22 protein-coding genes are annotated in these 26,924 nt (G+C 74.8%); 13 read left to right on the forward strand and 9 right to left on the reverse strand.

The features are described 5' to 3' along the window. Window positions 1-103 precede the first annotated feature (103 nt). From steA to KLI87_RS26430, 7 genes are all read left to right on the forward strand, one after another. Window positions 104-1,342 carry a putative cytokinetic ring protein SteA gene (gene steA / locus KLI87_RS26400; protein ID WP_156216905.1) on the forward strand — a complete coding sequence of 413 codons (1,239 nt, stop codon included), beginning with the start codon at window positions 104-106 and terminating at the stop codon, window positions 1,340-1,342. Then, window positions 1,339-2,295, forward strand: coding sequence for a copper transporter (locus tag KLI87_RS26405; protein WP_214619139.1), 957 nt, complete (start codon window positions 1,339-1,341; stop codon window positions 2,293-2,295). Before steA ends, KLI87_RS26405 begins: the two co-directional genes overlap by 4 nt. 4 nt (window positions 2,296-2,299) lie before the next feature. Then, window positions 2,300-3,301 (forward strand): hypothetical protein, encoded by a 1,002-nt coding sequence (locus KLI87_RS26410; RefSeq protein WP_250904286.1) that lies wholly within the window; start codon window positions 2,300-2,302, stop codon window positions 3,299-3,301. A gap of 36 nt (window positions 3,302-3,337) precedes the next feature. Then, window positions 3,338-4,963, forward strand: coding sequence for a lipid II flippase MurJ (murJ, locus tag KLI87_RS26415; protein ID WP_308166182.1), 1,626 nt, complete (start codon window positions 3,338-3,340; stop codon window positions 4,961-4,963). Window positions 4,964-5,033: 70 nt separating this feature from the next. Next, window positions 5,034-6,212 carry a glycosyltransferase family 4 protein gene (locus KLI87_RS26420; protein WP_214619616.1) on the forward strand — a complete coding sequence of 393 codons (1,179 nt, stop codon included), beginning with the start codon at window positions 5,034-5,036 and terminating at the stop codon, window positions 6,210-6,212. A gap of 245 nt (window positions 6,213-6,457) precedes the next feature. Beyond that, a complete protein-coding gene (locus KLI87_RS26425) occupies window positions 6,458-7,480 on the forward strand; it encodes a TerC family protein (RefSeq protein ID WP_214619140.1) in 1,023 nt (340 codons plus the stop codon). A 146-nt stretch (window positions 7,481-7,626) separates the two neighbouring features. Continuing rightward, window positions 7,627-9,825, forward strand: coding sequence for an acyl-CoA dehydrogenase (locus KLI87_RS26430; protein WP_214619141.1), 2,199 nt, complete (start codon window positions 7,627-7,629; stop codon window positions 9,823-9,825). 36 nt (window positions 9,826-9,861) lie between these two features. On the opposite strand, the gene KLI87_RS26435 is transcribed toward KLI87_RS26430, so the two are convergent. Together KLI87_RS26435 and KLI87_RS26440 are read right to left on the reverse strand one after the other, a co-directional pair. Further along, window positions 9,862-10,224: a hypothetical protein gene (locus KLI87_RS26435; protein WP_214619142.1), complete on the reverse strand. Its 363-nt coding sequence runs from the start codon at window positions 10,222-10,224 to the stop codon at window positions 9,862-9,864. A gap of 112 nt (window positions 10,225-10,336) precedes the next feature. Continuing rightward, on the reverse strand, window positions 10,337-11,719 hold the full coding sequence (locus KLI87_RS26440; protein WP_156216900.1) for an MFS transporter: 1,383 nt from the start codon (window positions 11,717-11,719) through the stop codon (window positions 10,337-10,339). Window positions 11,720-11,816: 97 nt separating this feature from the next. Between KLI87_RS26440 and KLI87_RS26445 the strand changes: the two genes are divergently transcribed. After that, entirely contained in the window at window positions 11,817-12,311 is a 495-nt protein-coding gene (locus KLI87_RS26445; protein ID WP_156216899.1) for a helix-turn-helix domain-containing protein, read from the forward strand. A gap of 31 nt (window positions 12,312-12,342) precedes the next feature. On the opposite strand, the gene KLI87_RS26450 is transcribed toward KLI87_RS26445, so the two are convergent. The 5 genes from KLI87_RS26450 to KLI87_RS26470 all read right to left on the reverse strand — a co-directional run bounded on the left by KLI87_RS26450 (window position 12,343) and on the right by KLI87_RS26470 (window position 16,481). After that, window positions 12,343-13,149 carry a hypothetical protein gene (locus KLI87_RS26450; RefSeq protein WP_250904287.1) on the reverse strand — a complete coding sequence of 269 codons (807 nt, stop codon included), beginning with the start codon at window positions 13,147-13,149 and terminating at the stop codon, window positions 12,343-12,345. A gap of 77 nt (window positions 13,150-13,226) precedes the next feature. Continuing rightward, a complete protein-coding gene (locus KLI87_RS26455; RefSeq protein WP_308166184.1) occupies window positions 13,227-13,871 on the reverse strand; it encodes an MBL fold metallo-hydrolase in 645 nt (214 codons plus the stop codon). A gap of 32 nt (window positions 13,872-13,903) precedes the next feature. Beyond that, on the reverse strand, window positions 13,904-14,989 hold the full coding sequence (locus tag KLI87_RS26460; RefSeq protein WP_156216898.1) for an S-(hydroxymethyl)mycothiol dehydrogenase: 1,086 nt from the start codon (window positions 14,987-14,989) through the stop codon (window positions 13,904-13,906). 88 nt (window positions 14,990-15,077) lie between these two features. Further along, window positions 15,078-15,653 carry an ATP-binding protein gene (locus KLI87_RS26465; protein ID WP_214619143.1) on the reverse strand — a complete coding sequence of 192 codons (576 nt, stop codon included), beginning with the start codon at window positions 15,651-15,653 and terminating at the stop codon, window positions 15,078-15,080. Window positions 15,654-15,815: 162 nt separating this feature from the next. Next, window positions 15,816-16,481, reverse strand: a complete 666-nt coding sequence (locus tag KLI87_RS26470) for an MBL fold metallo-hydrolase (protein WP_214619144.1) — start codon at window positions 16,479-16,481, stop codon at window positions 15,816-15,818. 191 nt (window positions 16,482-16,672) lie between these two features. Between KLI87_RS26470 and KLI87_RS26475 the strand changes: the two genes are divergently transcribed. From KLI87_RS26475 to KLI87_RS26485, 3 genes are all read left to right on the forward strand, one after another. Further along, the gene (locus KLI87_RS26475; protein ID WP_214619145.1) at window positions 16,673-17,167 is read left to right on the forward strand and encodes a hypothetical protein; all 495 of its coding nucleotides are present in this window, start codon (window positions 16,673-16,675) and stop codon (window positions 17,165-17,167) included. A 4-nt stretch (window positions 17,168-17,171) separates the two neighbouring features. Further along, window positions 17,172-21,035, forward strand: coding sequence for a tetratricopeptide repeat protein (locus KLI87_RS26480; protein ID WP_214619146.1), 3,864 nt, complete (start codon window positions 17,172-17,174; stop codon window positions 21,033-21,035). A 132-nt stretch (window positions 21,036-21,167) separates the two neighbouring features. Beyond that, the gene (locus KLI87_RS26485; RefSeq protein WP_156216894.1) at window positions 21,168-21,872 is read left to right on the forward strand and encodes a Crp/Fnr family transcriptional regulator; all 705 of its coding nucleotides are present in this window, start codon (window positions 21,168-21,170) and stop codon (window positions 21,870-21,872) included. 37 nt (window positions 21,873-21,909) lie between these two features. On the opposite strand, the gene KLI87_RS26490 is transcribed toward KLI87_RS26485, so the two are convergent. Together KLI87_RS26490 and KLI87_RS26495 are read right to left on the reverse strand one after the other, a co-directional pair. Beyond that, on the reverse strand, window positions 21,910-22,659 hold the full coding sequence (locus KLI87_RS26490; protein WP_156216893.1) for a maleylpyruvate isomerase family mycothiol-dependent enzyme: 750 nt from the start codon (window positions 22,657-22,659) through the stop codon (window positions 21,910-21,912). 72 nt (window positions 22,660-22,731) lie between these two features. Beyond that, entirely contained in the window at window positions 22,732-23,139 is a 408-nt protein-coding gene (locus KLI87_RS26495; protein ID WP_214619147.1) for a nuclear transport factor 2 family protein, read from the reverse strand. Window positions 23,140-23,205: 66 nt separating this feature from the next. Here KLI87_RS26495 and KLI87_RS26500 point away from each other — a divergent pair, with 66 nt between their 5' ends. Together KLI87_RS26500 and uvrA are read left to right on the forward strand one after the other, a co-directional pair. After that, the gene (locus tag KLI87_RS26500) at window positions 23,206-23,811 is read left to right on the forward strand and encodes a TetR/AcrR family transcriptional regulator (protein WP_156216891.1); all 606 of its coding nucleotides are present in this window, start codon (window positions 23,206-23,208) and stop codon (window positions 23,809-23,811) included. A gap of 213 nt (window positions 23,812-24,024) precedes the next feature. Continuing rightward, window positions 24,025-26,862 carry an excinuclease ABC subunit UvrA gene (gene uvrA, locus KLI87_RS26505; protein WP_214619148.1) on the forward strand — a complete coding sequence of 946 codons (2,838 nt, stop codon included), beginning with the start codon at window positions 24,025-24,027 and terminating at the stop codon, window positions 26,860-26,862. Window positions 26,863-26,924 lie beyond the last annotated feature (62 nt).

Genomic DNA, 26,924 nt, shown 5'->3' on the forward strand with positions numbered 1-26,924 from the left:
CGGCGCTCGGGGGCGTGAAAACTACAGAGGGTATGCGAACGGACACGCCTGGACGTCCGCCACTGCCGATGTTCACGCCCGCCCTCTGGCAGGATGGTCGGTGATGAAAGACCCGTCTCCCACCACCGAGCGGCGCGTCCGGCTGGCCCAGAAGCTGCCGAGGCGCGTGCTCGCGCTGGGCCGCGCCCGCGACGACGGCCGGACGGGCGTCACCGCCGTCGCCCGCCTCGACCGCCGCACCAAGGACCTCACCAAGCGGCTCCAGCCCGGCGAGGTCGCCGTGATCGACCATGTCGACCTCGACCGCGTCAGCGCCGAGGCGCTGGTGTCGTGCCAGGTCGGCGCCGTGGTGAACGTCGCGCCGAGCATCTCGGGCCGGTACCCGAACCTCGGCCCGCAGATCCTCATCGAGGCCGGCATCCCGCTCGTCGACGACGTCGGCCCGGAGATCTTCACCCGGCTGGCCGAGGGCGACCACGTCCGCGTCGAGGACTGCACCGTCCACCGCGGCGAGGAGGTCGTCGCCAAGGGCACCGCGCAGACCGCCGAGACCGTCGAGACGGCGCTCACCGAGGCCAAGGCGGGCCTCGCCAGCCAGCTTGAGGCGTTCGTCGCCAACACGATGGAGTACGTCAAGCGCGAGCGCGACCTGCTCATCGACGGCGTCGGCGTGCCGGAGGTGAGCACCAAGCTCGCCGGGCGGCACGCGCTGATCGTCGTCCGCGGCTACCACTACCGCGAGGACATCGCGACCCTGCGCCCCTACATCCGGGAGTACCGCCCGGTCCTGATCGGGGTGGACGGCGGCGCCGACGCGCTGCTGGAGGCGGGCTACCGCCCCGACATGATCGTCGGCGACATGGACTCGGTCTCCGACGACGCGCTCACCTGCGGCGCCGAGATCGTCGTGCACGCCTACCGGGACGGCCGTGCGCCGGGCCTGAAGCGGGTGCACGAGCTCGGCACCGAGGCGGTGGTGTTCCCCGCCACCGCGACCAGCGAGGACATCGCGATGCTGCTCGCCGACGACAAGGGCGCCACGCTGATCGTCGCCGTCGGCACCCACGCCAACATGGTCGAGTTCCTCGACAAGGGCCGCGCCGGGATGGCCAGCACGTTCCTCACCCGGCTGCGGGTCGGCAGCAAGCTCGTCGACGCCAAGGGCGTCAGCCGCCTGTACCGCAGCCGCATCTCGACCTGGTCGCTGCTGTTCCTCGTCCTCGGCGCCTTCGTCGCCATCGTCACCGCCGTCGCCATGTCACCGGCGGGGGACGTCATCAGTCCCCTGCTCGCCGACCGCTGGCACGCCTTCGTCTTCTGGCTGACCGGACTCTTCACGTGATCGATTTCCGTTACCACCTCGTCTCCATCGTCGCGATCTTCCTGGCGCTGGCGCTCGGCATCGTGCTGGGCTCCACGACGCTGTCGGACTCGGTCAGCGACACCCTGCGCCAGCAGGCCAACTCGGCGGCGCGGACCGCCCAGCAGGCCCGCCTCGACCAGCGGCGCAGCGAGCGGCAGCTGCGCGGCGAGGAGCAGTTCGCCGCCGGCCTCGCGCCCCAGATCGTCGCGGACCGGCTCAAGGGCCAGTCGCTGGTGCTGGTCGAGACGCCCGGCGCCGGCGACGACAGCATCGAGCAGCTCGGCGAGCTGGCCAAGGCCGCCGGCGCCGCCGTCACCGGCCGCGTCACGATCCAGAAGAAGCTGCTGGACGAGGACCAGCGCGGCACCGTCGACGAGCTCGCCTCCCAGCTCAAGACCGGGGGCGTGGAGTTCCCCGCCGACGCGGGCCCCTACACCAAGGCGGGCGCGGTGCTCGCGAGCGCCCTGGTCACCAGGGACGCCGCCAAGACCGGCCGCGAGGACCCCTCCGGCGGCACCGTGCTCAACAGCTTCAAGCAGGCGGGGTACATCACCACCAGCGGGAAGCCCGGCCAGCACGCGACCGTCGCGGTGATGGTCGCCCCGTCCAACGTCTACGCCTACGACGGCGGGGCCGAGGCCAACAAGGCACTGATCTCGCTGGCCGCCGCACTCGACGCCGCCGATCGCGGTACCGTCGTCGGTGGTCCGGCCACCTCGGCGCAGAAGGGCGGGCTGATCGCCGCGCTGCGCGGGTCCGACACCGATGACTCGGTGTCGACGGTCGACACCGTCGACACCTCCTCCGGGCAGGTCGTGGCGATCCTGGCGCTGCAGAACGAGCTCGGCGGCAAGTCCGGGCGGTACGGGACGGGCGACGGCGCGGGCGGCTACCTGCCCTCGCCCGCGCCCACGGCGGGGAAGAACGGGTGACCTGATGGACCGACGCATCGCCTCCGGCCCGGCACGGGCCGCGCGGCTGGCGGTCGGCGCGGCGCTCGGCGCCGCGGCGGCGCGCGCCGCCTACGCCGCGCTGACGCGCCGCCCCCCCGGCCTCAACGGGCTGCCGGGGGAGCAGGTGTGGGGCCGCACCAACCACCGCGGCGAGCCGGTGACGCTGCTGGAGGGGCCCGCGTTCGTCGCGGGCGCCGTGGCGGGCGGGCTGCTGGTGCCCGGTCCGGGCGGCCGCGCCCGCGCCGCAGCTCTGCTTGCGGGCACCGCGTGCGGGGCCCTCGGCGGCTACGACGACCTCGCCGGGTCCGGCGCGTCCCGCGGCTTCAAGGGGCATCTCGGCGCGCTCGCGCGCGGCGAGGTCACCAGCGGCGCGGTCAAGCTGCTCGGCATCGGCGCGACCGGCGTCGCCGCCGCCGCGCTCGCCGGGTCGCCCGCCCCCTCCCGGACGGGCCGCGCGTTCGACACCGTCGTGAACGGCGCGATCATCGCCGGGTCCGCGAACCTGATGAACCTGTTCGACCTGCGCCCCGGCCGCGCGATCAAGGTCGGTCTGATCACCGGCACGCCGCTGGCGCTGACCGCCTCCGGCTCCGCCGTCGTCGCCGCGCCGCTCGGCGCCGCCGCCGCCCTGCTCGGTGAGGACCTCGCCGAGCGCGCCATGCTCGGCGACACCGGCGCCAACGCGCTCGGGGCGCTGCTCGGCCTCGCCGCCACCCGGCTCGGGCGCGGGCCGCGGCTGGCCGTGCTGGCCGGGCTCGCCGGGCTGAACGCCGCCAGCGAGTACGTCAGCTTCACCAAGGTCATCGCCCGCACCCCGGCGCTGAACCGGCTCGACATGCTCGGCCGCCGCCCCGCCGAACCCGCCGGCTCCGGCTCCGGCTCCGGCGTCGGTGCCTCGGTGCCCGCGCAGGCGCACGCGCCGTCCGAGGGGCCGTCCTCGAACGCGCAGGCCCCGTCCTCCGCGTCGGCGGACGGACCGGCCTAGGCGTCCGAGCAGATCCCCCCGCGACGTCCACCGGCCGTGCCGACCCGTGAACACTCCCGCCTGCGCCGCCTCACCGGCGGCCTCGCAGGCGCGGCCGTCGTCATCGGCGTCATCACGATCCTGAGCAGGCTCGCCGGGTTCGGACGCACCTACGCCTTCTCCCAGACCGTCACCACGTCCTGCCTCAGCCAGGCCTACTTCACCTCGACGCAGTTCCCCAGCATCGTCTACGAGATCGTGGCGGGCGGCGCGCTCACCGCGATGGTCGTGCCGGTGCTCGCCGGGCCCGCCGAGCGCGGCGAGCGCGAGGAGGTCCGCCGGATCGGCTCGGCGCTGCTGACCTGGATCGTCGCGCTGATGGTGCCGCTGTCGGCGCTGATGGCGCTGGGCTCCCGGCCGATCATGGAGCTGCTGGTCGGCGGCGACCTGAAGGGCTGCCGGCGCGGCGAGATCGTCGACGTGGGCGGGACCATGCTCGCGGTCATGGCGCCGCAGATGATCATGTACGGGGTGGCGGTCGTGCTGTACGGGCTGCTCCAGTCGCACCGCCGGTTCGTCGCGCCCGCGCTCGCGCCGCTGGCCTCCAGCCTCGTGGTGATCGGCGCCTACCTGGTGTACGCGCCGCTCGGCGACGGCTACGAGAACGACCTGGCGGGGCTGCCGCGCTCCGCCGAGCTGACCCTGTCGGCCGGGACGGCGCTCGGCGGCGTCGCGATGGCCGTCACCGCCGGGATCGCGGCGTGGCGGCTGCGGCTCGGGCTGCGGCCCACGTTCCGCTTCCCGGACGGGGTGGCGCGGCGCGTGCGGCGGCTCGCGCTCGCGGGCCTGGCGACGGTCGCGGCGCAGCAGCTGTCGGCGCTGCTGGTCGTCAGGCTCAGCTACGAGGGGACGGGCGGCGCCCTCGCCAACTACCAGTACGCCTGGGCGGTCTATCTACTGCCGTGGGCGATCCTGGCGGTGCCGATCGCGACCAGCGCGTTCCCGATGCTGTCGGCGCGGATGAGCGCGGGGGAGCGGGACCGGTTCGACCAGATCACCGCCTCGACCACCCGCGCGGTGATCCTGGTGTCGTGCGCGGGCGCGGCCGTGCTGGCCGCCGTCGCGCTGCCCGTCTCGGCCGTGTTCAACCCGGGCCAGCCGGCCCAGCAGGACGTGCTGTCCCGCGCCGTCCTGGCGTTCGCGCCCGGCCTCCTCGGCTACGGGCTGGTCGCCCATCTCGGGCGGGTCCTGTTCGCCTGCCACCGGGGACGGATGGGCGCGGTCGCCGTCGTCACCGGCTGGCTCGTGGTCATGGCCGCCGACGTCGCGCTGGTCCTCGCCGCCGGACGCCAGTGGGTGGTCGCCGCGCTCGGCGCGGGCAACGCGATCGGCATGACGGTCGCGGGCGTCCTGCTGCTGGGCACGCTCGTCCGCGCCCGGGGGGCGGCGGCGGTGCACGGGGTGCCGCGCGTGCTCGCCGCCGGGCTCGCCGGGGCCGCCGGGGGCGGCGCCGCCGGATACGCGGCCGCCGCCGCGATCGGGACCGGTGGGCAGATCCGCGGCGCCGGCGCGGGCGCCCTCGCCGCCGCGGTCGCCGCCGCGGTCTTCGTCCTCATCGCGTTCGTGATCGACGGCCGGGACCTGCGGGCCGTCCTCAGCCGGAAGGTCACACGGAATGCCTGAACAAGCGAACGGGAACACCGGTGCCGACACCCCGGGCGGGGCCGCCGGCGCCGAGCGCGGGCTGGACGGGATGCGCGTGGCGCTCGTCCTCGGGACCAGCGCGGGCGGGGTCGGGCGGCACGTCCGGTCGGTCGCCGCGCGGCTGGCGGAGCGCGGCGCGCGGGTGCTGGTGTGCGGTCCCGCCTCGACCGAGGAGGCGTTCGGGTTCGCGGGCGGCGGCGTCCGGTTCGCCGAGCTCGATCTGGCCGACCGCCCGCGCCCGGTCAGCGACGCCAGGGCGCTCGCGCGGCTGCGCGGGCTGCTGCGCGGCGCGGACGTCGTGCACGCCCACGGCCTGCGCGCGGGCGCCCTCGCGGTGGGGGCGTGCGCGCGGGTCGCGCCGGGGCCGCTGCGGTTCGCGCGCGGCGGGCCGCCGCTGGTCGTCACGCTGCACAACGCCGTCATCGCGGGCGGCCGGACCGCCGCGATCCACGGCGCGCTCGAACGGGTCGTGGCGCGGGGCGCGACCCTCGTCCTCGGCGTCTCGCCCGACCTGGAGGAGCGGATGCGCGAGCTGCGCGCCCGGTCGGTGGGGCACGCGCTCGTCCCCGCCCCGGCGCCGCGCTCGCAGCCGGGGCCCGCCGCCCGCGCCGACGTCCGCGCCGAACTGGGGGTGGGCGAGCGCCCGCTGGTCGTCACGGTGGGGCGGCTCGCCGAGCAGAAGGGCCTGCCCACGCTGCTGGACGCGGCGCGCGGCTGGTCGGGCCGCACCCCGGTCCCGCTCGTGGTGATCGCCGGGGACGGGCCCCTCGCCGACGACCTGCGCGACCGGGTCGAGGCCGAGGACCTGCCCGTCCGGCTGCTCGGGCGGCGCGGCGACGTCCCGGCGCTGCTCGCCGCCGCCGACGTCGCCGTCGTGCCGAGCGTGTGGGAGGGGCAGCCGCTGATCGTCCAGGAGATCCTGCGCGCCGGGCGGCCGCTCGTCGCCACGCGGGTCGGCGGGATCCCCGGCATGGTCGGCGCCGGGGAGCGCGCCGCGTCCGGGTCCGGGCTGCTGCACGGCCCCGAGAGCGAGGCGGCGCTGCTGGTGCCGCCCGGCGACCCCGAGGTGCTCCAGCGCGCGGTGAGCCGCGTCCTGGACGACCCGGCCCTCGCCCTGCGGCTCGGCTCGGCCGCCGCGCGCCGCGCCGCGCGGCTGCCCACCGAGGACGACGCCGCCCGCCAACTCGCCGACCTGTACCGCGACCTGGTGGCCGCCCGCGCCCGCTGAGGGCGGCGGGTGACCGGACCTTAGACGCCGCGTCCGGCGGTCTGGTTCGCGGCGGATCGGGGAAAGTTCGCCGAACGGGGAACGGCCTGGTGGCGGCACGCGTTGAAGAAGGTGATGGAGGGGAGTATCCCCGCGCGCGGTTCTCGTCAGCACGGCCGGTCCGCACCGGCCCGGGAGCCGCGGCCCGCACGGCGCGGGCGGGAGAGACCTCCGGCGCCCCTACCGTGTCCGCCGGAGGAGTCACGTTGTCCGTCTCACCCTTGGTGTGGGCCCTGACCTTGGCAGGGATCCTCGCCGTCATCGCCGCCGACCTGTTCCTCATCCACCGCAACGACACGCGGGAGTTCACCACCCGGCGCGCCGCGTTCTGGTCGGTCGTCTACCTCGGCCTCGCCGTCGCGTTCGGCGCCGGGGTCTGGCTGTTCTCCGGCGGCGAGTACGCCGCCCAGTACTTCGGCGGGTTCGTCACCGAGAAGAGCCTCAGCGTCGACAACCTGTTCGTGTTCATGGTGATCCTGGCGCGGTTCGCCGTGCCCAAGCACGCCCAGCACACCGTGCTGATGGCGGGCATCGTGATCGCGCTGGTGCTGCGCGGCGCGTTCATCGCGGTCGGCGCGGCCGCGATCGCGACCTTCACCTGGGTGTTCTTCATCTTCGGCGCGTTCCTCATCTGGACGGCCTACGGCCTCGTCCGGGGCGGCGACGAGGACGAGTTCAAGGAGAACGCGCTGCTGCGGTGGGCCAAGCGGATCATCCCGACGTCGCCGGACTACGACGGCAACCGCTTCCTCGTGCGGCGGGGCGGGCGCCGGATGGTGACCCCGCTGCTGATCGTCATGATCGCCATCGGCTCCACCGACGTGATGTTCGCCCTGGACTCGATCCCGGCGATCTTCGGTCTGACCACCGAGCCGTACCTGGTGTTCACCGCCAACGCGTTCGCGCTGATGGGCCTCGTCCAGCTCTACTTCCTGCTCGGCGGGCTCGCGGAACGGCTGGTCTACCTCGGCCACGGGCTGGCGTTCATCCTGGGCTTCATCGGGGTCAAGCTGATCCTGCACGCGATGCACGAGTACGGCGTGGAGTGGGCGCCGGACGTGCCGATCTGGCTGTCCCTCGCGGTGATCGCCGGAACCCTCGTCGCGACCACGGTCGCCAGCCTCGCCGTGGGCGACCGCGCCGCAGCCCGCGCGAAGGACGGGGCGCCGGGCGCGGTGGCGGGCGGGACACGCCCGGAAGTGAAGGCGACGGACCCGAACGCATCCTGAGCGTCCCCACTCGTCTCCACGCGGGCGTCCCTGGCCAGGGGCGCCCGCGGTCCTTTTCCCTAAAGGGATGAGCGCGGCATCGCGGACGCACTGGATCAGAATCCTGTTCTAGAATGGATGTCACCACGGGCTGCGGAGGGGGACGGATGGCCATCGGGCTGACCGAGGAACACGAGGCGCTCGCCGGCGCGGTGCGCGGGTTCGCCGGGCGCCACGTCACGGCGGCGAGCGCCCGGACCGCCCTGGAGGCCGCCGCGGAGACCCGGCCCGCGTTCTGGCCCGCCCTGGCCGAGCAGGGCCTGCTCGGCCTGCACCTGGACGAGGAGCACGGCGGCCAGGGCTACGGTCTGCCGGAGCTGGCCGTGGCCGTTGAGGAGCTGGGCCGCGCGGTCGCGCCTGGACCGTTCCTCCCCACGGTGCTGGCGAGCGCCGCCGTGAACGCCTCCGGCAACGCCAAGGCCCGCGCCGAGCTGCTGCCGGGCCTGGCGGGCGGCGCGCGGACGGGCGCGGTCGCGCTGGAGGGCGGGTTCACCGGCCGCCGCGACGGCGACACGCTGGTCGTCACCGGGACGGCCGGGATCGTGCTCGGCGCCGCGCTCGCCGACGTGCTCGTCCTGCCCATCGCGGCCGAGGGCGGCGAGCGGTGGGTCGCGGTCGAGGCCGCCGACCTGGCGGTGGCGCCGGTCCGGGAGAGCCTGGACCGCGTCCGCCGGGTCGCGTCGGTCGAGGCGTCCGGGGTCCGCGTCCCGGCGGGCCGAGTGCTGGACGGGCTGACCACCGCCCACGTCCGCGACCTGGCCGCCGCGCTGTTCGGCGCGGAGGCCGCCGGGCTCGCGGGCTGGCTCGTCGCCACCGCGGCCGAGCACGCGCGGGTCCGCGTGCAGTTCGGCCGCCCGATCGGGCAGTTCCAGGGCGTCAAGCACAAGGCCGCCCGGATGCTGGTCGAGCTGGAGCAGGCCCGCGCCGCCGCCTGGGACGCCGCCCGCGCGCTGGAGGAGGGCGCGCCCGCCGCCGGGTTCGCCGCCGCCGTGTCCGCCGTCGTCGCCGTCGACGCGGGCGTGCGGACCGCGCGCGACGCCATCCAGATCCTCGGCGGCATCGGCTTCACCTGGGAGCACGACGCGCACCTCTACCTGCGCCGTGCCCTGACGCTGAGGGCGCTCCTCGGCCCCGCCGGGGACTGGGCCGCCACGCTCGCCCGGCTCGCGCTGGAGGGCGGCCGCCGCGAGGTCGTGCTGGAGCTGGACGAGGACGCCGGTCCGCTGCGCGAGGGCATCCGCGCGGGCGTCGCCGAGCTGGCGGCGATCGAGGACGAGGACGCGCGGCACGCCCGCATGGCCGACGAGGGGTGGAGCGTTCCGCACCTGCCGCGGCCGTGGGGACGCGGCGCGGGCCCGGTCGAGCAGGTGCTCATCGAGCAGGAGCTGCGGGCCGCCGGGGTCGCGCCGCCGCGCCTGAAGATCGGCGCGTGGCTGGTGCCCTCGCTCGTCCGGTACGGGACGGGCGAGCAGCAGGAGCGGTTCCTGCGCCCGACGCTGCGCGGCGCGATGGCGTGGTGCCAGCTGTTCTCCGAGCCCGGCGCGGGCTCGGACCTGGCCTCGCTGTCGACGCGCGCCGAGCGGGTCGCGGGCGGCTGGCGGCTCACCGGCCAGAAGGTCTGGACGTCGGTCGCGCGGCGCGCCGACTGGGGGTTCTGCGTCGCCCGCACCGACCCGGACGCGCCCAAGCACGAGGGCATCACCTACTTCCTCGTGGACATGCGCGCCGAGGGCGTCGACGTCCGCCCGCTCCGGGAGCTGACCGGCGAGGCCCTCTTCAACGAGGTGTTCCTCGACGGCGTGTTCGTCCCCGACGACCAGGTCGTCGGGGAGGTCGGCCGGGGCTGGCAGGTCGCCCGCGACACGCTGTCGAACGAGCGGGTCACGCTCTCGACCGGCGGCGGGCTCGGCATGGGCGTCCCCGAGCTGCTGGCCTTCCTCAAGGGCAGGTACCTGGACGCGGTCGCGCTCACCGAGGCCGGCGGGCTCATCGCGCGAGGGCACGCGATCGACCTGCTCGCGCTGCGCGGCACGCTCAAGCGGCTGGGCGGCGTGGGGCCGGGCGCGGAGTCCAGCGTCCGCAAGCTGCTCGGCGTCCAGTTCAACCAGGACGTCGCCGACCACTGCTGGGCGGCGCAGGGCACGGCCGCCGCCACCGAGATGCCGAGGACCGAGAGCGGGCTGCTCGCGCGGGCCATGCTCTTCGGCCGCGCGATGACGATCTACGGCGGGACCACCGAGGTGCAGCTCAACATCATCGGCGAGCGGCTGCTCGGACTGCCCCGCGACCCCGAGCCGGGCGCCTGAGCCCGCCGGGGCCCCGCCGGGGGCCCGGCGGGCCGGTCAGTCGCGGCGGGGCCGGAACATGTAGGTGACGTTGAGTATCACGATCATCGTCAGGACGAACATCAGGGCCGGCAGCCCGCCGTTGACCACCGAGATCGCGCTGAGCGGGATCGCGGCCAGCAGCGAGAGCACCGCGAGCGCCAGGCTGTGGTCCCGCTCGCCGGTCTCCCGGCTCGGCTTCGGGCTCGCGCGGCGCGGTGCGGGGGCCGGTGCCGGGAAGCGGGAGGCGCGGGGCGCCAGCGTCTCCTCGATGCGGTCCACCACCGAGTCGATGAAGGCCTCGTCGTAGTCGGGCCCCAGCTCGCGGCGGGCCGCCATGGCCGCACGCAGGTCGTCGCGGGCCGGGCGCGGAATCGTCATGACTCGGTTATAGGCAACGGCGGCCCCCGGCCGCGTCACCCCCCGGGACGATCCACCGCATACCCCTCAAGGGGTAGCGGTCAGAGGGGCGACGCGGAGCCGTGATCGGGGCTCAGCGCCCGGTGGCGAGGGCGGCCGCCAGGGCGGCGCCCAGCAGCGCGACCACCGCCGAGACGAGCATGGCGACGTTCGTGCCGTGCGCGAGCGCGGACGGGGCGTCGCCCGAGCCGGTGGCGATCGCGCCGACCACCGCGACGCCCACCGACGCGCCGAGGTAGCGGGCGGTGTTGTTGGCGCCCGAGCCCATGCTGGCGCGGTCGGCGGGGACGCTGTCCACCGCCACCCGGGCGAGCATCGCGTTGGCGAGGCCGCTGCCCGCGCCCGACAGGGCCAGCCCGGGGGCGAACCGCCACCAGTGCGCGTCCGGGGTGAGGCCGATCATCGCGAACTCGCCGACCGCGCTGAGCGCCAGCCCGGCGCCGAGCAGCCGCCCGGCGGGCAGCCGGGCGGGCATTCGGCGCGCTTGCAGCGCCGTCACGAACGACAGCCCCGACCAGATCGCCAGCACCAGCGCCGACGCGATCGTGGACAGCCCGAGCACCAGCGTCAGCACGGTCGCGAAGTAGCTCATGACCCCGATCACCGCGAGCCCGGTGACCAGCGCGCCCGAGATCGACAGCAGGAACGCCCGGCGGCGCAGCAGCCCGAGGTCGAGCATCGGCTCGCGGCGCCGCGCCTCGATCGCGGTGAACGCGGCCAGCAGCACGGCCGCCGCCGCGAACAGCGCGAGGACGCCCGGACGCGTCCACCCGACCCGCCCCCAGGTGATCGCCGCGACCAGCGCCGCGATCCCGAGGCTCATCGTGGCGAGGCCCGGCAGGTCGAGGCCGCGCGGGCGGTCCGCCCGCGACTCGGCCAGCGACCGGGCGGCGACGCCCAGCGCCACCGACCCGGCGGCGGCGACCCAGTACCAGGCCCGCCAGTTCCCCGCCGCGGTCAGCCCGGCCGACGCGATCGGGCCGAGCGCGATGCCGAGCCCGAGCATCGCGCCCCAGATCCCGGTGGCGCGGGCTCGGCGCGGGCCCGCCCCGAACGTGGCGGCGATGATGCCGAGCCCGGTCGCCAGCAGCGCGGCGCTCGCCGCGCCCTGCACGATCCGCCCGGCCACGAAGACGGGCGCGGTGGGGGCCACCGCGCAGACGACGCTGGAGACGGCGAGCGCGACGGCGCCGCCGGTGAACACCCGCCGCCGCCCGTGGTCGTCGGCGAGGCTCCCGATGGCCAGCAGCGCCGCCGCGAGGCCGAGGCTGATCGAGCTCATCAGCCAGATCCGGGCCGTCCCGCCCGCGGCCAGGCCGTGCGAGGTCTCGGTCAGCGTCGCCATCGGCGCGGTGTAGTTCATCAGTGCCAGCAGCGTCGCGGCCGCGGGCACGGCCAGCGCGGCGGTGGAGCCCGGAGTGCGCTGCCCGGCGCGAGGGGTCGCCAGAGTCGTCATGCGGTCTCCCGAGAGCGGTTCAGTGATTGAACTCAAGGGCCGACCGTAGCACGATTGAGTTCAGTGAACGAACCCCCGGGGCGGTAGTGTGGCGCACATGGCACTCGGCAAGGACTACGCGGCGCAGGACTGCTCGCTCGCCCGCGCGCTGGAGGTCGTGGGCGAGCGCTGGACCCTGCTGATCGTCCGGGACGCGATCTACGGCGTGCGGCGGTTCAGCGACTTCCTGGCCCGGCTCGACATCCCCCGCGCGGTGCTGTCCGGACGGCTCCAGCTGCTCGTGGAGACCGGCGTCATGGTCAAGGAGGGGCACGACTACGTCCTCACCGACATGGGCAAGGAGCTGTTCCCCGTCGTGCACACGCTCGTCCGGTGGGCCGAGGAGCACCTGTCGGCGGAGACGTACCGCACCTTCGTGCACGCGGAGTGCGGAACCAAGGTCGGGCGCGACGGCGGCTGCCCGTCCTGCGGCCGCACCGTCCCGGTCGAGGACATCGAGATCCACGCCGTCCCCGGTGCGCGCTACCGGGACGACCCGGTCAGCGTCGCGCTGCGCTCTCCGCACCGCCTGCTGGATCCCATCCGCACGTAGCCGCGCTCGGGGCGCCGGGCGCCGTCCGGCGTCACCGCACCCCGGTGAGCGTGGCGCCCTTCAGGGTCGTGTAGAGCGGCGAGCCGGCCAGCCGCGTCCCGTGCTCCTCGCCGATGTAGACGTCGGCGTGGTACTCGCCGCCGTAGCCGGGGCGGAACAGGTCGGTGACCGTCCAGCGCGCCTCGCGGAACCTCCGGCACACCTCGGCCTCGACGGGGCGCCCGCCGCCCTCCCGCCCGCATCCGGTGATCGCGAACCGCCGCCCGCGCGCGAGCACCGACCGGTCGGCGGCGGCCGACGTCCAGGCCCGCAGCGGGCGGCCCGCCGAGTCGCGGGTCGTGTCGTCCAGCCAGAACCCGACGCTGGACGACCAGTTCAGGTACCGGCCCCGCTGCCGCCCCGAGGTGAGGTGCCCGCTGCCCTCCGTCCGGACCACCTTCAGGAAGTCCTCAGGGTAGGAGCCGAGGGGGTCCTTCCCGTGCGAGCAGTGGAACCTCAGGCATCCGCGCACCGCCTTCGCCCTGCCCCGGTACAGGCTCTGCGAGGCCGTGTAGTAGGTGGTGATGCGCCACTTGCCGGGCCGCCCGAGGGGCCGCCCGTCCGGGACGCCCGCCTTCGCCGTCGGCGAGGCGGTGGGAGCGTCGGTGGAGGTGTCGGCGGGCGAGGCGGCGCCGGGCGCGGCGGGGGCCGCCGGGGCCGGGGTGGAGACGGGCGGCGGGACCTCCAGTGCGCCCGACGATCCCTCGGCGCTCTCCCCGCACCCCGCCGACGCCGTGACCAGCAGTAACGCGCACGCCGACACCGCGTAGGGGAGGGCGACCGGTGCCCTGGGCCGCATCGCACCCCTCTCGCTCGCCGTGCGCCGGCTCACAGCGGACCCTATCGCGGCCCGCGGGCCCCGGACGGCCCGATCGCTCAGTGGCCCCGGGCGATCCACTCCTCCAGGTGCGGGGCCTCCGCGCCGATCGTCGTCGCGTCGCCGTGCCCGGTGCGGACGACGGTGCCGGGCGGCAGCGTCAGCAGCCGCTCCCGGATCGAGGTGATGATCGTGGGGAAGTCGGAGAAGGACCGGCCGGTGGCGCCCGGCCCGCCGCTGAACAGGGTGTCGCCGGAGAAGACCGTCCCGAGGGCCGGGGCGTGCAGGCACACCGCGCCCGGACTGTGACCGGGCGTGTGCAGGACGTTCAGCGCGGTCCCCGCGACGGTGACGGCCTGCCCGTCGGAGAGCGCGCCGTCCGGCTCGGTGTCCGGGTGCCGCTGCCTCCACAGCATCAGGTCGTCCGGGTGCAGCAGGACGGGCGCCCCGGTGGCCGCCGCCAGCGCGGGAGCCGCGTCGATGTGGTCGTCGTGGCCGTGTGTGGACACGATCGCCACGAGCCGCCGCCCGCCCAGCGCCGCCGCGATCGCGTCCGGGTCGTGCGCGGCGTCGATGACGACGGCCTCCGCGTCGTCCCCGACGATCCAGACGTTGTTGTCGACCTCCCAGGTGCCGCCGTCCAGCGAGAACGTCCCGGAGGTGACGAGGTGGTCGACGCGCACCCCGCGATCGCCGCCCGCCACAGGACCACCGCCCGCCACAGGACCACCGCCCGTCACAGGACCACCACCGAGCGGAGCACGTCGCCGTGGTGCATCTTCTCGAACGCGGCCTCCACGCCGTCCAGCGCGATGGTCTCGGACACGAACGCGTCGAGGTCGAGCCGCCCCTGGAGGTGGAGGTCGATGAGCATGGGGAAGTCGCGGGAGGGCAGGCAGTCGCCGTACCAGGACGACTTGAGCGACCCGCCCCGCCCGAACACGTCCAGCAGCGGGAGCTCCAGCCTCATCTCCGGGGTGGGGACGCCGACGAGCACGACGGTCCCGGCGAGGTCCCGCGCGTAGAACGCCTGCTCGTAGGTCTCCGGGCGGCCGACCGCGTCGATGGCGACGTCCGCGCCGAACCCGCCGGTGAGCTCCCGCACGGCCTCCACCACGTCGGTGTCCCGCGCGTGGACGGTGTGGGTGGCGCCGAGCTTCCGCGCGGTCGTGAGCTTGCGCTCGTCCAGGTCGACCGCGATGATCCGCGCCGCGCCCGCCAGCCGCGCCCCGAGCACCGCCGCCGAGCCGACGCCGCCGCAGCCGATGACCGCGACCGAGTCGCCGCGCCCGACGCCGCCGGTGTTGATCGCGGCGCCCAGGCCCGCCATGACGCCGCAGCCGAGGAGCCCGGCCACCGCGGGCCGCGCGGCCGGGTCGACCTTGGTGCACTGCCCGGCGGCGACGAGGGTCTTGTCGGCGAACGCGCCGATGCCGAGCGCGGGGGAGAGCTCGGTGCCGTCGTCCAGGGTCATCTTCTGGGCGGCGTTGTGCGTGTCGAAGCAGTACCAGGGGCGCCCGCGCACGCACGCCCGGCACTGCCCGCACACCGCCCGCCAGTTCAGGACGACGAAGTCGCCGGGCGCGACCTCGGTCACGCCGTCGCCGACCGACTCGACGACGCCGGCGGCCTCGTGCCCGAGCAGGAACGGGAACTCGTCGTTGATGCCGCCCTCGCGGTAGTGCAGGTCGGTGTGGCAGACACCGCACGCCTGGACCGCGACGACCGCCTCGCCCGGCCCGGGGTCGGGGACCGTGATCGTCTCGATCCGCACCGGCTCGCCCCGTCCCGGCGCGATGACCCCGCGCACCCGCTGCCCCATGCTGCCGCCTCTCGTCGAAGTCTGGTGCTCCGACCCTATAGAGCGGCGTCCCGGGGATCACGGCACCGCGCACCGCCCGGCCGGCGGGTCAGCCGAAGTGGATGTGCTCCAGCTTGTCGGCGGAGTCGCGGTCCAGGACCACGACCCCGGCGGCGGGACGGAGCGTCCCGCCGCGCGCGCGTTCGACGAGCGGCCCCCAGCGGCGGCGGTGGCGGGCGAACGCGGCGCCGGTCACGACGCGGCCGCGGGCGAACTGCCCGGCGCGGGCCGTCTCGGGATCGACGTCGAGGAGGACGAGGTGGACCTCCGCGCCGCGCAGCCGCGCCAGCCAGGCGAAGCAGTACAGGATGTGCGGCCAGGTGCCGCGCGTGTGGGCGACGGCGCCGCGGCCGCCGACGACCGCGCGGCCGATGCGCCACACGTGCGTCGCGTGGACGATCGGCGTGCGCAGCCGCGGGGGGAGCGGGCCCAGGTAGCGGGCCCACCAGTTGCGGGACTGCCGCGAGTCGATCACCTGGACGCCGCCCGCGGCGACCACCGGGCCGGTCTCGTCGCCGCGCAGCCCGTAGATCCGGTTCAGCAGGGTGCTCTTGCCGGCCCCCGGGAGCCCCGCGACGAGCACCAGCGAGCCGGAGGGAAAGCGCAGGGCGGGCTCCCGGCCCACGTCAGCGGGTTCGTGGATGATCCATCTCCTGAGTCGGCCCCGAGGTCTGCGGAAGTGTGGTTGGACAAACGAACACTTCCGACCGGTTGTTCCTCGGTCCTCCCGGCGACCCGCCGTTCCGGCCGACCGGCCGTGCGCGCTACCGGCGCGCTACCGGCGCGCCTACCAGCCGCGCGAGCGCCACTCGGGCAGCGAGGGGCGCTCGCGGCCGAGCGTGGAGTCCTTGCCGTGGCCCGGGTAGAACCAGGTGGCGTCGGGGAGCCGGTCGAAGACGCGCTCCTCGACGTCCGACAGCAGCCGCTTGAACAGGGTGGGGTCGCCCCAGGTCTTGCCCACGCCGCCGGGGAACAGGCTGTCGCCGGTGAACAGGTGCGGGCTGGCGGCCAGCTCGCCGTCGGCGTCGTACAGCAGGGCGATCGAACCGGGCGTGTGCCCGCGCAGGTGGATGACCTCCAGCGTCGCCCGCCCCACGCGGACGGTGGCGCCGTGCTCGACGGGCTCGGTCACCGGCTCGGGCAGCGCCTCGGCGTCGCGCGGGTGCGCCACCACCGGCGCCCCGGTGGCCCGGGCGACCTCGCTGAGCGCGCCCCAGTGGTCCTGGTGGCGGTGGGTGGTGACGATGCGGGCCAGCGGCCGGTCGCCGAGCAGCTCCAGCAGGCGGGGCGCCTCGTTGGCGGCGTCGACCAGGAGCTGTTCCCCGGTGGCGGCGCAGCGCAGGATGTAGGCGTTGTTGTCGTAGGGGCCCACCGCCACCTTGGTGACGGTCAGACCCGGCAGCTCCCGGACGTCGGGGCGGCCGCCGGCCTCGACCGTGCCCGTGTAGCTCATGCGTCCTCCCGGCGGGTGGTCCGGTCGCCCATCATTCCCCATCGGCCCCCGCGGACACGGGCACCCGGTCCACTCAGTGGAATGCGTCACCAGACGCAGCCGAATCGTGCGCCCGCGGACGGAAGCCGCGCCCTTGCTGGCGCACGATGGTTTGTGGAAGATCGGAAAACATCCGGGAGGACGGTGGCGCTTTGGCAACGGCATTCCGCCCCGGACGGAGCGGGGAGACGCCGGAGGACATCCTCGGGCACGCCTGCGCGCTGGTCCGGCTGTGCGGCCAGGACGCCGCGATCGCCCTCGTGCTGCTCGCCGTGGTCGCGGTCGGGACCGTGACACGGATCGCGGCGGGGGCGCCCGGCGCCGTCGCGCTGGCGCTGCTGCCGGTGCTCGCGGGGGCCTGCGCGGTGTCGGCGGCGTTCGCGGTCCGGTCGCGGCTGACGCTGGTCTCGGTCCTGGAGGAGGTCCGGCGCCGCACCTCCTCGCCCCTCGACCCCGGGCTGCCGTGGGCGCCCCACGGCGCGACCGACGTGCTGGACACGCGGATCCGCGACACGGAGCTGCGCAGGCTGCTGTCGGCGGCGCACCGCTGCGGCGAACTGGCGTGGCAGGCGCTCGCCTGGGCGGTGGCGACCTCGGTGCTGTTCCTGTTCTGGACGCTGGCGGCGGCGATGACGGGCGGCGGGTGAACGGGTGATCGACCACGACGTGCGGCCGGGCAGCTTCTGGGGGCTGCTGTCCGCGACGGACCGGCAGGCGCTGCGGGCGATGGGGCGGCGCACCGACGTCCCGCCGGGCGGGATGCTGTGCCACCAGGGGGTCACCGCCCCCGCCGTCTACGTGGTGTTCAAGTCGGCGCCGCGGGTGGCGAGCAACGCGGTCGCCAAGGAGTTCGTGGACTCCAGCGAGGGCGACGAGTCGATCATCGACCTGTTCGGGTCGGGGGACCTGGTCGGCGTGCTCGGCCCGTGGGGGCACCCGCAGCGCGGCACGGTCGCCGTCCTGGACCATGTCGCGGCGCTGCGCGTGGACCGCCGCAAGTTCCGCAGCCTGCTGGCGGCCAACCCACAGGTCGCCGAGGCGATGATGCACACGGTGTCGGAGGCGGTGACCTACGGCGGGCGGCGGCACGCGGTCCGGGCGGCCGACCATCCGCAGCGGCTCGCCTACCACCTGCTGGAGCTGGCCCACCGGTTCGGGGAGCGCACGTCGCGGGGGACGGAGATCCCGCTGCGGCTCAGCCAGGCCGAGCTGGCCAACTGGGCGGGGATCTCCCGCGAGACGCTGGTGCGCTGGTTTCGGCTGTGGCGCGAGAAGGGGATCCTGGACCGCAGGCCGCGGCCGCTGACCGTCCTGGACACCGAGAAGCTGCGGCGGGCGGCGAGCCCGTGGGGCGACGAGTGGCCGGCCGGCGCGTCCGACCAGACCGTCCGGCCTCAGGCGGTGCCGCCCCCCGCCGAGGAGGCCGAAGAGATCGCGGGGGTGGCGGCCGGGATCGCCGCGCGGGCGCCGGTGCGCCTGGAGGCCCACGGCGAGACATCGGGCGAGACCTCCGGTGGACGCCCGCCGAAGACGCGCCTCCCGGCGGACAACCCGTTCTTCGCCGGGCGCAACGTCAGCCTCGGCAAGCTGGACATGCTCGTCGCGCAGTCGGAGTGGCCGCGCGCGGTGCTCGTGGAGGGGATGGCGGGGGTCGGCAAGACGACGCTGGCGCTGCACTGGGCGCACCGGGCCGTCGACCGGTTCCCCGACGGGATCGTGTTCGCCGACCTGCGGGGGACGACGCGCAGCCCGGTGACCCCTGCTGAGGCGATGGGGCAGGTGCTGCGTGCGGTGGGTGTGCCCGGCCATCAGCTGCCGCGCACCGAGCCGGAGTTGGCGGCGCAGTGCCGGTCGCTGCTGGGTGAGCGGCGGATGCTGCTGATTCTCGACAATGTCGCGCAGCCCGAGCAGATCAGGCCGCTGCTGGCGGCGGTGGCGTCGGGGCTGGTGGTGGTGACGAGCCGGCGGCGGCTGCCGACGCTGCTGGAGGGCGCCGACATCCGGACGCTGGAGTTGCGCGAGATGGTCACGCAGGAGGCCGTCGATCTGATCGCGGGCGTGCTGGGGCCGGGCGACGCGCGGGTCCGGGACGAGGCGCGCGCGATCGAGCGGCTCGCCCGCGAGTGCGGGCACCTGCCGCTGGCGCTCGCCGTCATGGCCGGACGGCTCGCGGAGAACCCGGCGGAGTCCATCACCGAGACCGTCCGGGAGCTGGCCGACCAGGACGGGCAGTCCGTCCCGCCGTACCGGACCGGCGTGCCCGGCGGGGGCCTGCACGCGAGCCACGCCGCCGCCGGGCCCGAGCTGCACAGCGTCCTCAGCCCCACCTTCGACGCCGCCTACCGGGGGTTGCGGCGTGATCAGCGGGAGGCGTTCCGGCGGCTCGGTCTGGTCGCGGGTCCTGATTTCACGCCGTCGGCTCTGGCGGCGTTGCAGGACCGTCCGGTGGAGGAGGCCCGCGAGTGCCTGGAGGGGTTGCGGCAGACCTACCTGATCCAGGACGTGGGGCCGGGCCGGTACCGGATGCACGACCTGCTGCGCGACTTCGCGCGCGAGCGCGGTCTGCGGGAGGACGACGACAACGATCTGCTGGCCGCGCAGCGCCGCCTGCTCGCCGGGTACCTGGCCGAGGCGTGGGCGGCGGGGGAGGCGCTCGGCGGGCGGCGGCGCCCGGCCGTCCACGACGGCCGGGAGGAGGGGACGCGCGGGCCCCGGCCCTCGGAGACCGCGCGGTCGGCGGCGCTGGCCTGGTTCGAGGCCGAGCGCCGCAACCTGGTCGCCGCGGTGCACCAGGCGGCGCGGCTGGGTCTGCACCGCACGTGCTGGGAGCTGGTCGACGCCCTGTTCGACTTCCTGGAGTTCCGCCGCTACAGCGAGGACAACATCGCCGTCCACCAGGCCGGGCTGCACGCCGCCCGCACCGAGGAGGACTGGGCCGCGGCGGCCGTCATGCTCCACAACCTGGCCGTCGCGCACTTCGAGCTGGGGCGCTCGGTCCCCGCGATCGGCTACGGCGAGGACGCCCGCCGCGGCTTCCGCGCCGTCGACCCGCCCGACCGGTACGGGGAGGCCGCCGCGCACGCCACGCTCGCCGACGTCCACGCCGCCCTGGGCCGCTACCTGACGGCGATCCAGCACGCCTACCGGTCCCTCGCGATCCACCGGCAGCTCGGCGACGAGGGCGGCGTCGCCAAGGCCCACGACACGCTCGCCCGCGCCGGGCTCGGCCTGGGCGACTACGAGTCCGCGCTGCGCCACGCGACCGACGCGCTGGACGCGCGGCGCCGCATCGGCGACCGGCCGGGCGTCGCGGAGACGCTGCTGACCCTGGCGCAGGTGCACCGCAAGCGCGGGCACGTCCACGAGGCGGTGCTGCATGCCTTGGAGGCCCTCTACATCCGGCAGGAGCAGGCCGACCGGCACGGCGCCGCCCAGGCCCTGACGGAACTGGCGCGGATGAACGCCTCCCTGGGCCTGCGGGAGATGGCCCAGCGCGACGCCGACCAGGCCCTGCGCGCCTACCGGGCCCTGGGCGCACGCCACGGCGAGGCCCGCGCGCTCACCACGCTCGGCATGCTGATGTGCGACGCCACCCGCTTCGCCGAGGCCTTCACCTACTGCGGCCAGGCGCTGCACCTGCACCGCGACATCAGCGACCGGCACGGCGAGGCCGAGACCCTCGCCCAGATCGGCATCGTCCACTGGCGCCTGGGCCGCTACCGCGAGGCCCGCGAACACCTGCTGCGCGCCCTGGAGATCCGCCGCGAGATCGGCGACCAGCACGGCGAGGCCCACGACCTGGAACACCTCTCGGTCGTCATGCGCCGCCTGGAACGCCCCCAGGAAGCCTTCGTCCTCGGCCTGGAGGCCCTGGACCTGTGGCACAGCCTCGGCGCCCAGACCGGCCTGGCCGGCACCCTGGGCAGCCTCGCCCGCACCTACCTGCGCCTGGACCTGCCCGAAGACGCCGAACGCGCCGCCCGCCAAGCCTTGGCGATCCGCCGCGACACCGGCGACTCCTACGGCATGGGCGTCGGCATGGACACCTTCGCCGCCGTCCTGCGCCGCAGCGGCCGCCCCGAAGAGGCCCTGGAGATGGAGCTGGAAGCACTACGCCTGCTCGGCGAGGTCGGCGACCGCCACAGCGAGGGCACCGCACTGGCCCACCTCGCCGACATCTACCTCGACCTCGGCCGCGCCGACGACGCCTCCGAGACCGGCCGGCACGCCCTCGACCTCGCCACCGAACTCGGCGACAACCGTGAGCAGGCCTACGCGCTGCACACCATGGCCTGCGCGTCCCAGACCCTCGGCAAGCACGCCCTGGCCGTCGAGCACTTCGACGCCGAGATCGCCATCCGCCGCGACATGGACGACCACCGCGGCCAACGCCACGCGCTGGACCTGCTGCGCGCCTCCCACCTCGCCCTCGGCGACCAGCCCGCCGCCGCCGACTGCGCCCGCCGCGCCCGCGCCCTCGACAAGTGGCTGGAGGACACGCCCCTGGACGTGTGAGGGGACCGAGCCGACTGCGAGGCGAGATTGTGACGAAAGACGCAGTCCGGCCGCGTGCCCGCGCGTTCACTGGAGTCGGGGCACCCTGTTCCCGCCCGGATCCGGCCCGGCCCGATCCGGCGAGGAGGCGAGATGGAGACCACCCGGTTCTGGGACGCGCTGCCCGTGCGCGCGCGGGAGGCGCTGCGGCAGGCGGGCGTCACGGCGATGATCAGACCCGGCGCGTTCCTCACCCGCGAGCACACCCGCTCCTCCCAGGTCTTCGTGCTGCGCTCGGGGGCGGTGAAGGTGTGGGTGTCGCGGGACGGCGAGATCGTGATCCTGGACGTCCTCGGCGCCGGTGACGTGGTCGGCGAGCTGGAGGCCGTGGACGGCGGGACCCGGCACGCCAACGTCGAGGCCCTCACGCCCGTCGAGGCGATCGTGCTGCCCGCCGCCCGGTTCCGCGCCGTCCTGGACGCCCACCCCGGCGCGGTGTGGGCGGTCGCCGCCGTCCTGGCCGAGCGGCTCCGCGACGCCAACGACCTGCGCACCGCCCACTTCCCCGACGACCCCGAGCGGCGGCTGGCGAGCCGCCTGCTCCGCCTCGTCGGCCGCTTCGGCACCCCGCTCAAGGAGGAGCGGCCCAACGGCGCCGCCCGCGCGCCCGAGGACGCCTACCAGGTGCAGGTCCCCGTCACCCAGCAGGACCTCGGCCGCTGGTCGGGGATGGGCCGGCGCAAGGTCGCGCAGATCCTCTCCGCCGCCCCCGTCCGGGGCCGCCTCACCGTCGCCCGCAACATGATCGTCGTCCACTCGCTGGACGCCCTGCACACCCTCGCCCGCGAGGACGACTGACACGGCCGCGCGGAGCGGTCAGGACGAGTCGGAGCGGTCAGAACGAGTCGGCGGGGGCGTGCGGCCAGGGCGGCGGCTCGGGCAGCGGGCCGTCGGGGCGCAGCGCGACGCCCACGCCGTCGGAGCGTCCGCTCAGCCAGCCCAGCAGTGCCCGGCCCGACCCGGACGCCTCGGGCCCGCCGGGCGCCCAGCCGAGATCGGCGCTCTCCCCGGAGTCGGTCGCGGTGATCCGGTACCCCGCCAGGCCCGCGCGCTGCGTCTCCGGCAGCGCCGCCATGTCGGTGAGCGTGCTGGTCAGCGCCCACCGGACGTAGGGCTCGGGCCAGTCGGCGGGGCCGTAGCCGGCGGCGAGGTCCACGTGGTGGGCCTCCACCTCGTGCCAGCGGCGCATGACGCCGTACCAGGCGGGGTGGTACCAGCCTTGCAGCGCCCGGACAGGAGCGTTCCACACCTCCTCCGGCAACGTCCGCGCCTGCTCGGCGAAACGCTCCGCCGAGGCCCGCACGTCATCGACCAGCTCGTCCCGCTTGCGCCCGGCGCCCTCGGCCAGCGCCGCGTTGCGCGCCTCCAGGCTCGCGTACTGCGGGATCTCCACGCCCGTCCGCGCCCACTCGAGCAGGTTCCACAGGGAGTCGGCGTTGCGGGCGATGTGCGTCGCGACATGGGCGCGGCTCCATCCCGGCAGCGCGGAAGGCGCGCGCACGTCCTCCTCGCTCAGCGCGGTCAGCGACGCGATGACGCGCTCCGTGCCCAGGTCCAGCTCGCCGATGACGCTCCGCCACTCCATAGGGCCCCCTCGTCCGCAAGAGCCCCCATCCTTTCGCACCCGCCTATGCGGTGCCAGGGCGCGGGGGGTGCTTCAGGACGCCTGCGCCTCCATGATCGCCGCGCGGTCCTGGTACTCGCGCCAGTGGACGACCCGCCCGTCCCTGGCCCGCAGCACCACGACGAACGAGGCGGCCGCGCGCCGCCCCGTCCCGGGCACCGAGGCGACCATCTCGTACTCGGCGACGATCACCTCGGGATCGGCGGTCTCGTGCACCACGACGTTCCGGAACTCCTCGAACGCGACGGGCAGCGCCGCGCGCCCCTCCCGCGCCATCGCCAGGACGCCGGCGCGCCCCTCGACCCGCCGCCGCCCGGACGGCGCGAACGGGCTCTCGACCACGATGTCCTCGGCGCACATCGCCTCGTCCAGGGCGGGCTCGCCGGCGAGGGCGTTGCGCCGGAACCGGTCGAACAGCTCACGCGGACCCTGCTGGGACATGGCCTCTCCTCCGCCGCCACTAAGATGAGTGGAAACTCATGATAGGAAAATAATGAGTCGAGACTCATGTTGTCAACGGCGGGCCGGGCGTCGACGGGCGGCACGGTGACGCCCGAAAGGCCCCTGCGCGCCGACGCCCGGCGCAACCGCGCGCGCATCCTGGCCGCCGCCGAGGAGGTCTTCGCCGAGCGCGGCGCCTCCGCGTCCACCGAGGAGGTCGCCGCCCGCGCGGGCGTGGCGATCGGCACCGTCTTCCGCCACTTCCCGACCAAGCGGGACCTGCTCGCGGCGATCATGAAGGAGCTGCGCGGGCGGCTGGTCGGGAAGGCGGACGCCCTGGCGGCCGAGGGCGACCCGGCCACCGCGTTCTTCGACTACTTCGGCTACCTCGTCGAGAGCTCCGCGCGGATCGGCACCGTCGTCGGCCTGCTCGCCGAGGAGGGCACGGCCATCGAGCCCGGCGCGCAGATCACCGCGCTGACCGGGGCGTTCGGCTCGCTGCTGGACGCGGCGCGCCGCGCCGGGGCGGTCCGCGGCGACGTCCGGCTGGACGAGGTCATGGCCCTGGTCACCGCGACCACGCACGGCGCCCTGGCGGGCGGATGGTCCGATGACCTGCGCCGCCGCACCCTGGCCCGGATCCTGGACGCCCTCCGGCCCGCCGGAAGGTGACGCCGGGGTTACCCGGTGGGTGAGTCGTGTGGCGGGCGGTGTTCGAACACGTGTACGGTGCGAGGGTGCCGTCCGGTCCCGCGAAATGCGGCGGCGTGCATCGCTGTTAACGACTCGGGGGATTCTGTCGGACCCCTTGGCTAGCCTTGAGGCCCCCGTCACCGCTCCCCAGAACCCATCACCCGTGCCCAGAAGAGGAACCGGAAGTACGCCGTGCATGACCGACTCATCGTGCGTGGAGCACGCGAGCACAACCTGAAGGACGTCTCGCTCGACCTGCCGCGGGACTCCATGATCGTGTTCACCGGTCTGTCGGGGTCGGGGAAGTCCAGCCTGGCGTTCGACACGATCTTCGCCGAGGGCCAGCGCCGGTACGTGGAGTCGCTGTCGGCCTACGCCCGGCAGTTCCTCGGCCAGATGGACAAGCCCGACGTCGACTTCATCGAGGGCCTGTCGCCCGCGGTCTCCATCGACCAGAAGTCGACCAGCAAGAACCCCCGGTCCACGGTCGGCACGATCACCGAGGTCTACGACTACCTGCGGCTGCTGTACGCGCGCATCGGGCACCCGCACTGCCCCGAGTGCGGCCGGCCGATCAGCCGCCAGGCGCCGCAGCAGATCGTCGACCGCGTGCTGGAGCTGGAGGAGGGCACCCGCTTCCAGGTGCTCGCGCCGGTGATCCGCGGGCGCAAGGGCGAGTACCTGGAGCTGTTCCGCGAACTCCAGTCCAAGGGCTACTCGCGCGCGCTCGTCGACGGCGCCATGATCCGGCTGGACGAGCCGCCGAAGCTGAAGAAGCAGGAGAAGCACGACATCTCCGTGGTCGTCGACCGCCTCGCGGTGAAGGACTCCGCGCGCCAGCGGCTCGCCGACTCCGTCGAGACCGCGCTCGGCCTCGCGGGCGGCACCATCGTGCTGGACTTCGTCGACCTCGACGAGGGCGACGAGGACCGCACCCGGATGTTCTCCGAGCACCTCTACTGCCCCTACGACGACCTGTCGTTCGAGGAGATGGAACCCCGGTCGTTCTCGTTCAACTCGCCCTACGGCGCCTGCCCCGACTGCACCGGCCTCGGCACGCGCATGGAGGTCGACCCCGAGCTCGTCGTCCCCGACGGGGAGCAGACGCTCGGCGAGGGCGCCATCCAGCCGTGGTCCGGCGGGCACGTGAGCGACTACTTCCTGCGGCTGCTGTCCGCCCTCGGCGACGCGATGGGCTTCGACCTCAACACCCCGTGGGACCGCCTCCCGGCCAAGGCGCGCAAGGCGATCCTGAACGGGCACGAGACCCAGGTCCACGTCAGCTACAAGAACCGGTACGGGCGCACCCGCTCCTACTACACCGCCTACGAGGGCGTGATCCCCTACATCCAGCGGCGGCACGCCGAGTCCGAGAGCGACTCCAGCCGGGAGAAGTTCGAGGGCTACATGCGGGAGATCCCCTGCCCGACCTGCCAGGGGGCCCGGCTGAAGCCGGTCGTCCTCGCGGTCACCATGGGCGGGATGTCGATCGCCGAGGTCGCCTCGATGCCGATCGGCGAGGCCGCCAAGTTCCTGCTCGCGATGGAGCTGAACGAGCGCGAGACCCACATCGCCGAGCGGGTGCTGAAGGAGATCAACGCCCGGCTCGGGTTCCTGCTGGACGTCGGTCTCGACTACCTCACGCTCGACCGCGCCTCGGCGACGCTCGCGGGCGGCGAGGCGCAGCGGATCCGGCTGGCCACCCAGATCGGGTCCGGGCTCGTCGGCGTCCTGTACGTGCTGGACGAGCCGTCCATCGGCCTGCACCAGCGCGACAACCACCGGCTGCTGGAGACCCTGATCCGGCTGCGCGACATGGGCAACACCCTGATCGTCGTCGAGCACGACGAGGACACCATCGCCGCCGCCGACTGGGTCGTCGACATCGGCCCGCGCGCGGGCGAGCACGGCGGCGAGATCGTGGTGTCGGGGACCGTCGACGACCTGCTCGCCTCCGAGGACTCGCTCACCGGCGCCTACCTGTCCAAGCGCCGCGAGATCGCCGTCCCGGAGATCCGCCGCCCCCGGGCGCGCGGCCGCGAGGTCACCGTCAAGGGCGCCCAGCAGAACAACCTCCGCGACGTGGACGTGGCGTTCCCGCTGGGCGTGCTCACCGCCGTCACGGGCGTGTCGGGGTCGGGCAAGTCGACGCTGGTCAACGACATCCTCTACAACTCGCTCGCCAAGCAGCTCAACGGCGCGCGGACGGTCCCGGGCAAGCACCGCCGGGTCAACGGCGTCGACCAGCTCGACAAGGTCGTCCACGTCGACCAGTCGCCGATCGGGCGGACGCCCCGCTCCAACCCGGCGACCTACACCGGCGTGTTCGACCACATCCGCAAGCTGTTCGCGCAGACCACCGAGGCGAAGGTGCGCGGCTACCAGCCGGGCCGGTTCTCCTTCAACGTCAAGGGCGGCCGCTGCGAGAACTGCTCCGGCGACGGCACCATCAAGATCGAGATGAACTTCCTGCCGGACGTCTACGTCCCGTGCGAGGTCTGCCACGGCGCCCGCTACAACCGGGAGACCCTGGAGGTCCACTACAAGGGCAAGACGATCTCCGAGGTGCTCGACATGCCGATCGAGCAGGCCACCGAGTTCTTCGAGCCGATCAACGCGATCCACCGGCACCTGCGGACGCTCAACGACGTCGGGCTCGGCTACGTCCGGCTCGGCCAGCCCGCGCCGACCCTGTCGGGCGGCGAGGCGCAGCGCGTCAAGCTGGCCTCCGAGCTCCAGAAGCGCTCCACCGGCCGGACGATCTACGTGCTGGACGAGCCGACCACCGGCCTGCACTTCGAGGACATCCGCAGGCTCCTCGGCGTGCTGAACGGCCTGGTCGACAAGGGCAACACCGTGATCGTCATCGAGCACAACCTGGACGTGATCAAGACCGCCGACTGGATCATCGACATGGGCCCCGAGGGCGGCTCGCGCGGCGGCACCGTCGTCGCCACCGGCACCCCCGAGGACATCGTGAAGGTCGAGGCCAGCCACACCGGCCAGTTCCTGTCCAAGATCCTCGCCTGACCGTTCGCGCCACCGGCGGGCGCCGGGTCGGGTCCGGACGGCGGGTCGGCGCCCCATGCCGC

Origin of the sequence: Actinomadura sp. NEAU-AAG7, from assembly GCF_018603865.1 — a bacterium.
GTDB classification, from domain to species: Bacteria; Actinomycetota; Actinomycetes; order Streptosporangiales; family Streptosporangiaceae; genus Spirillospora; species Spirillospora litoris.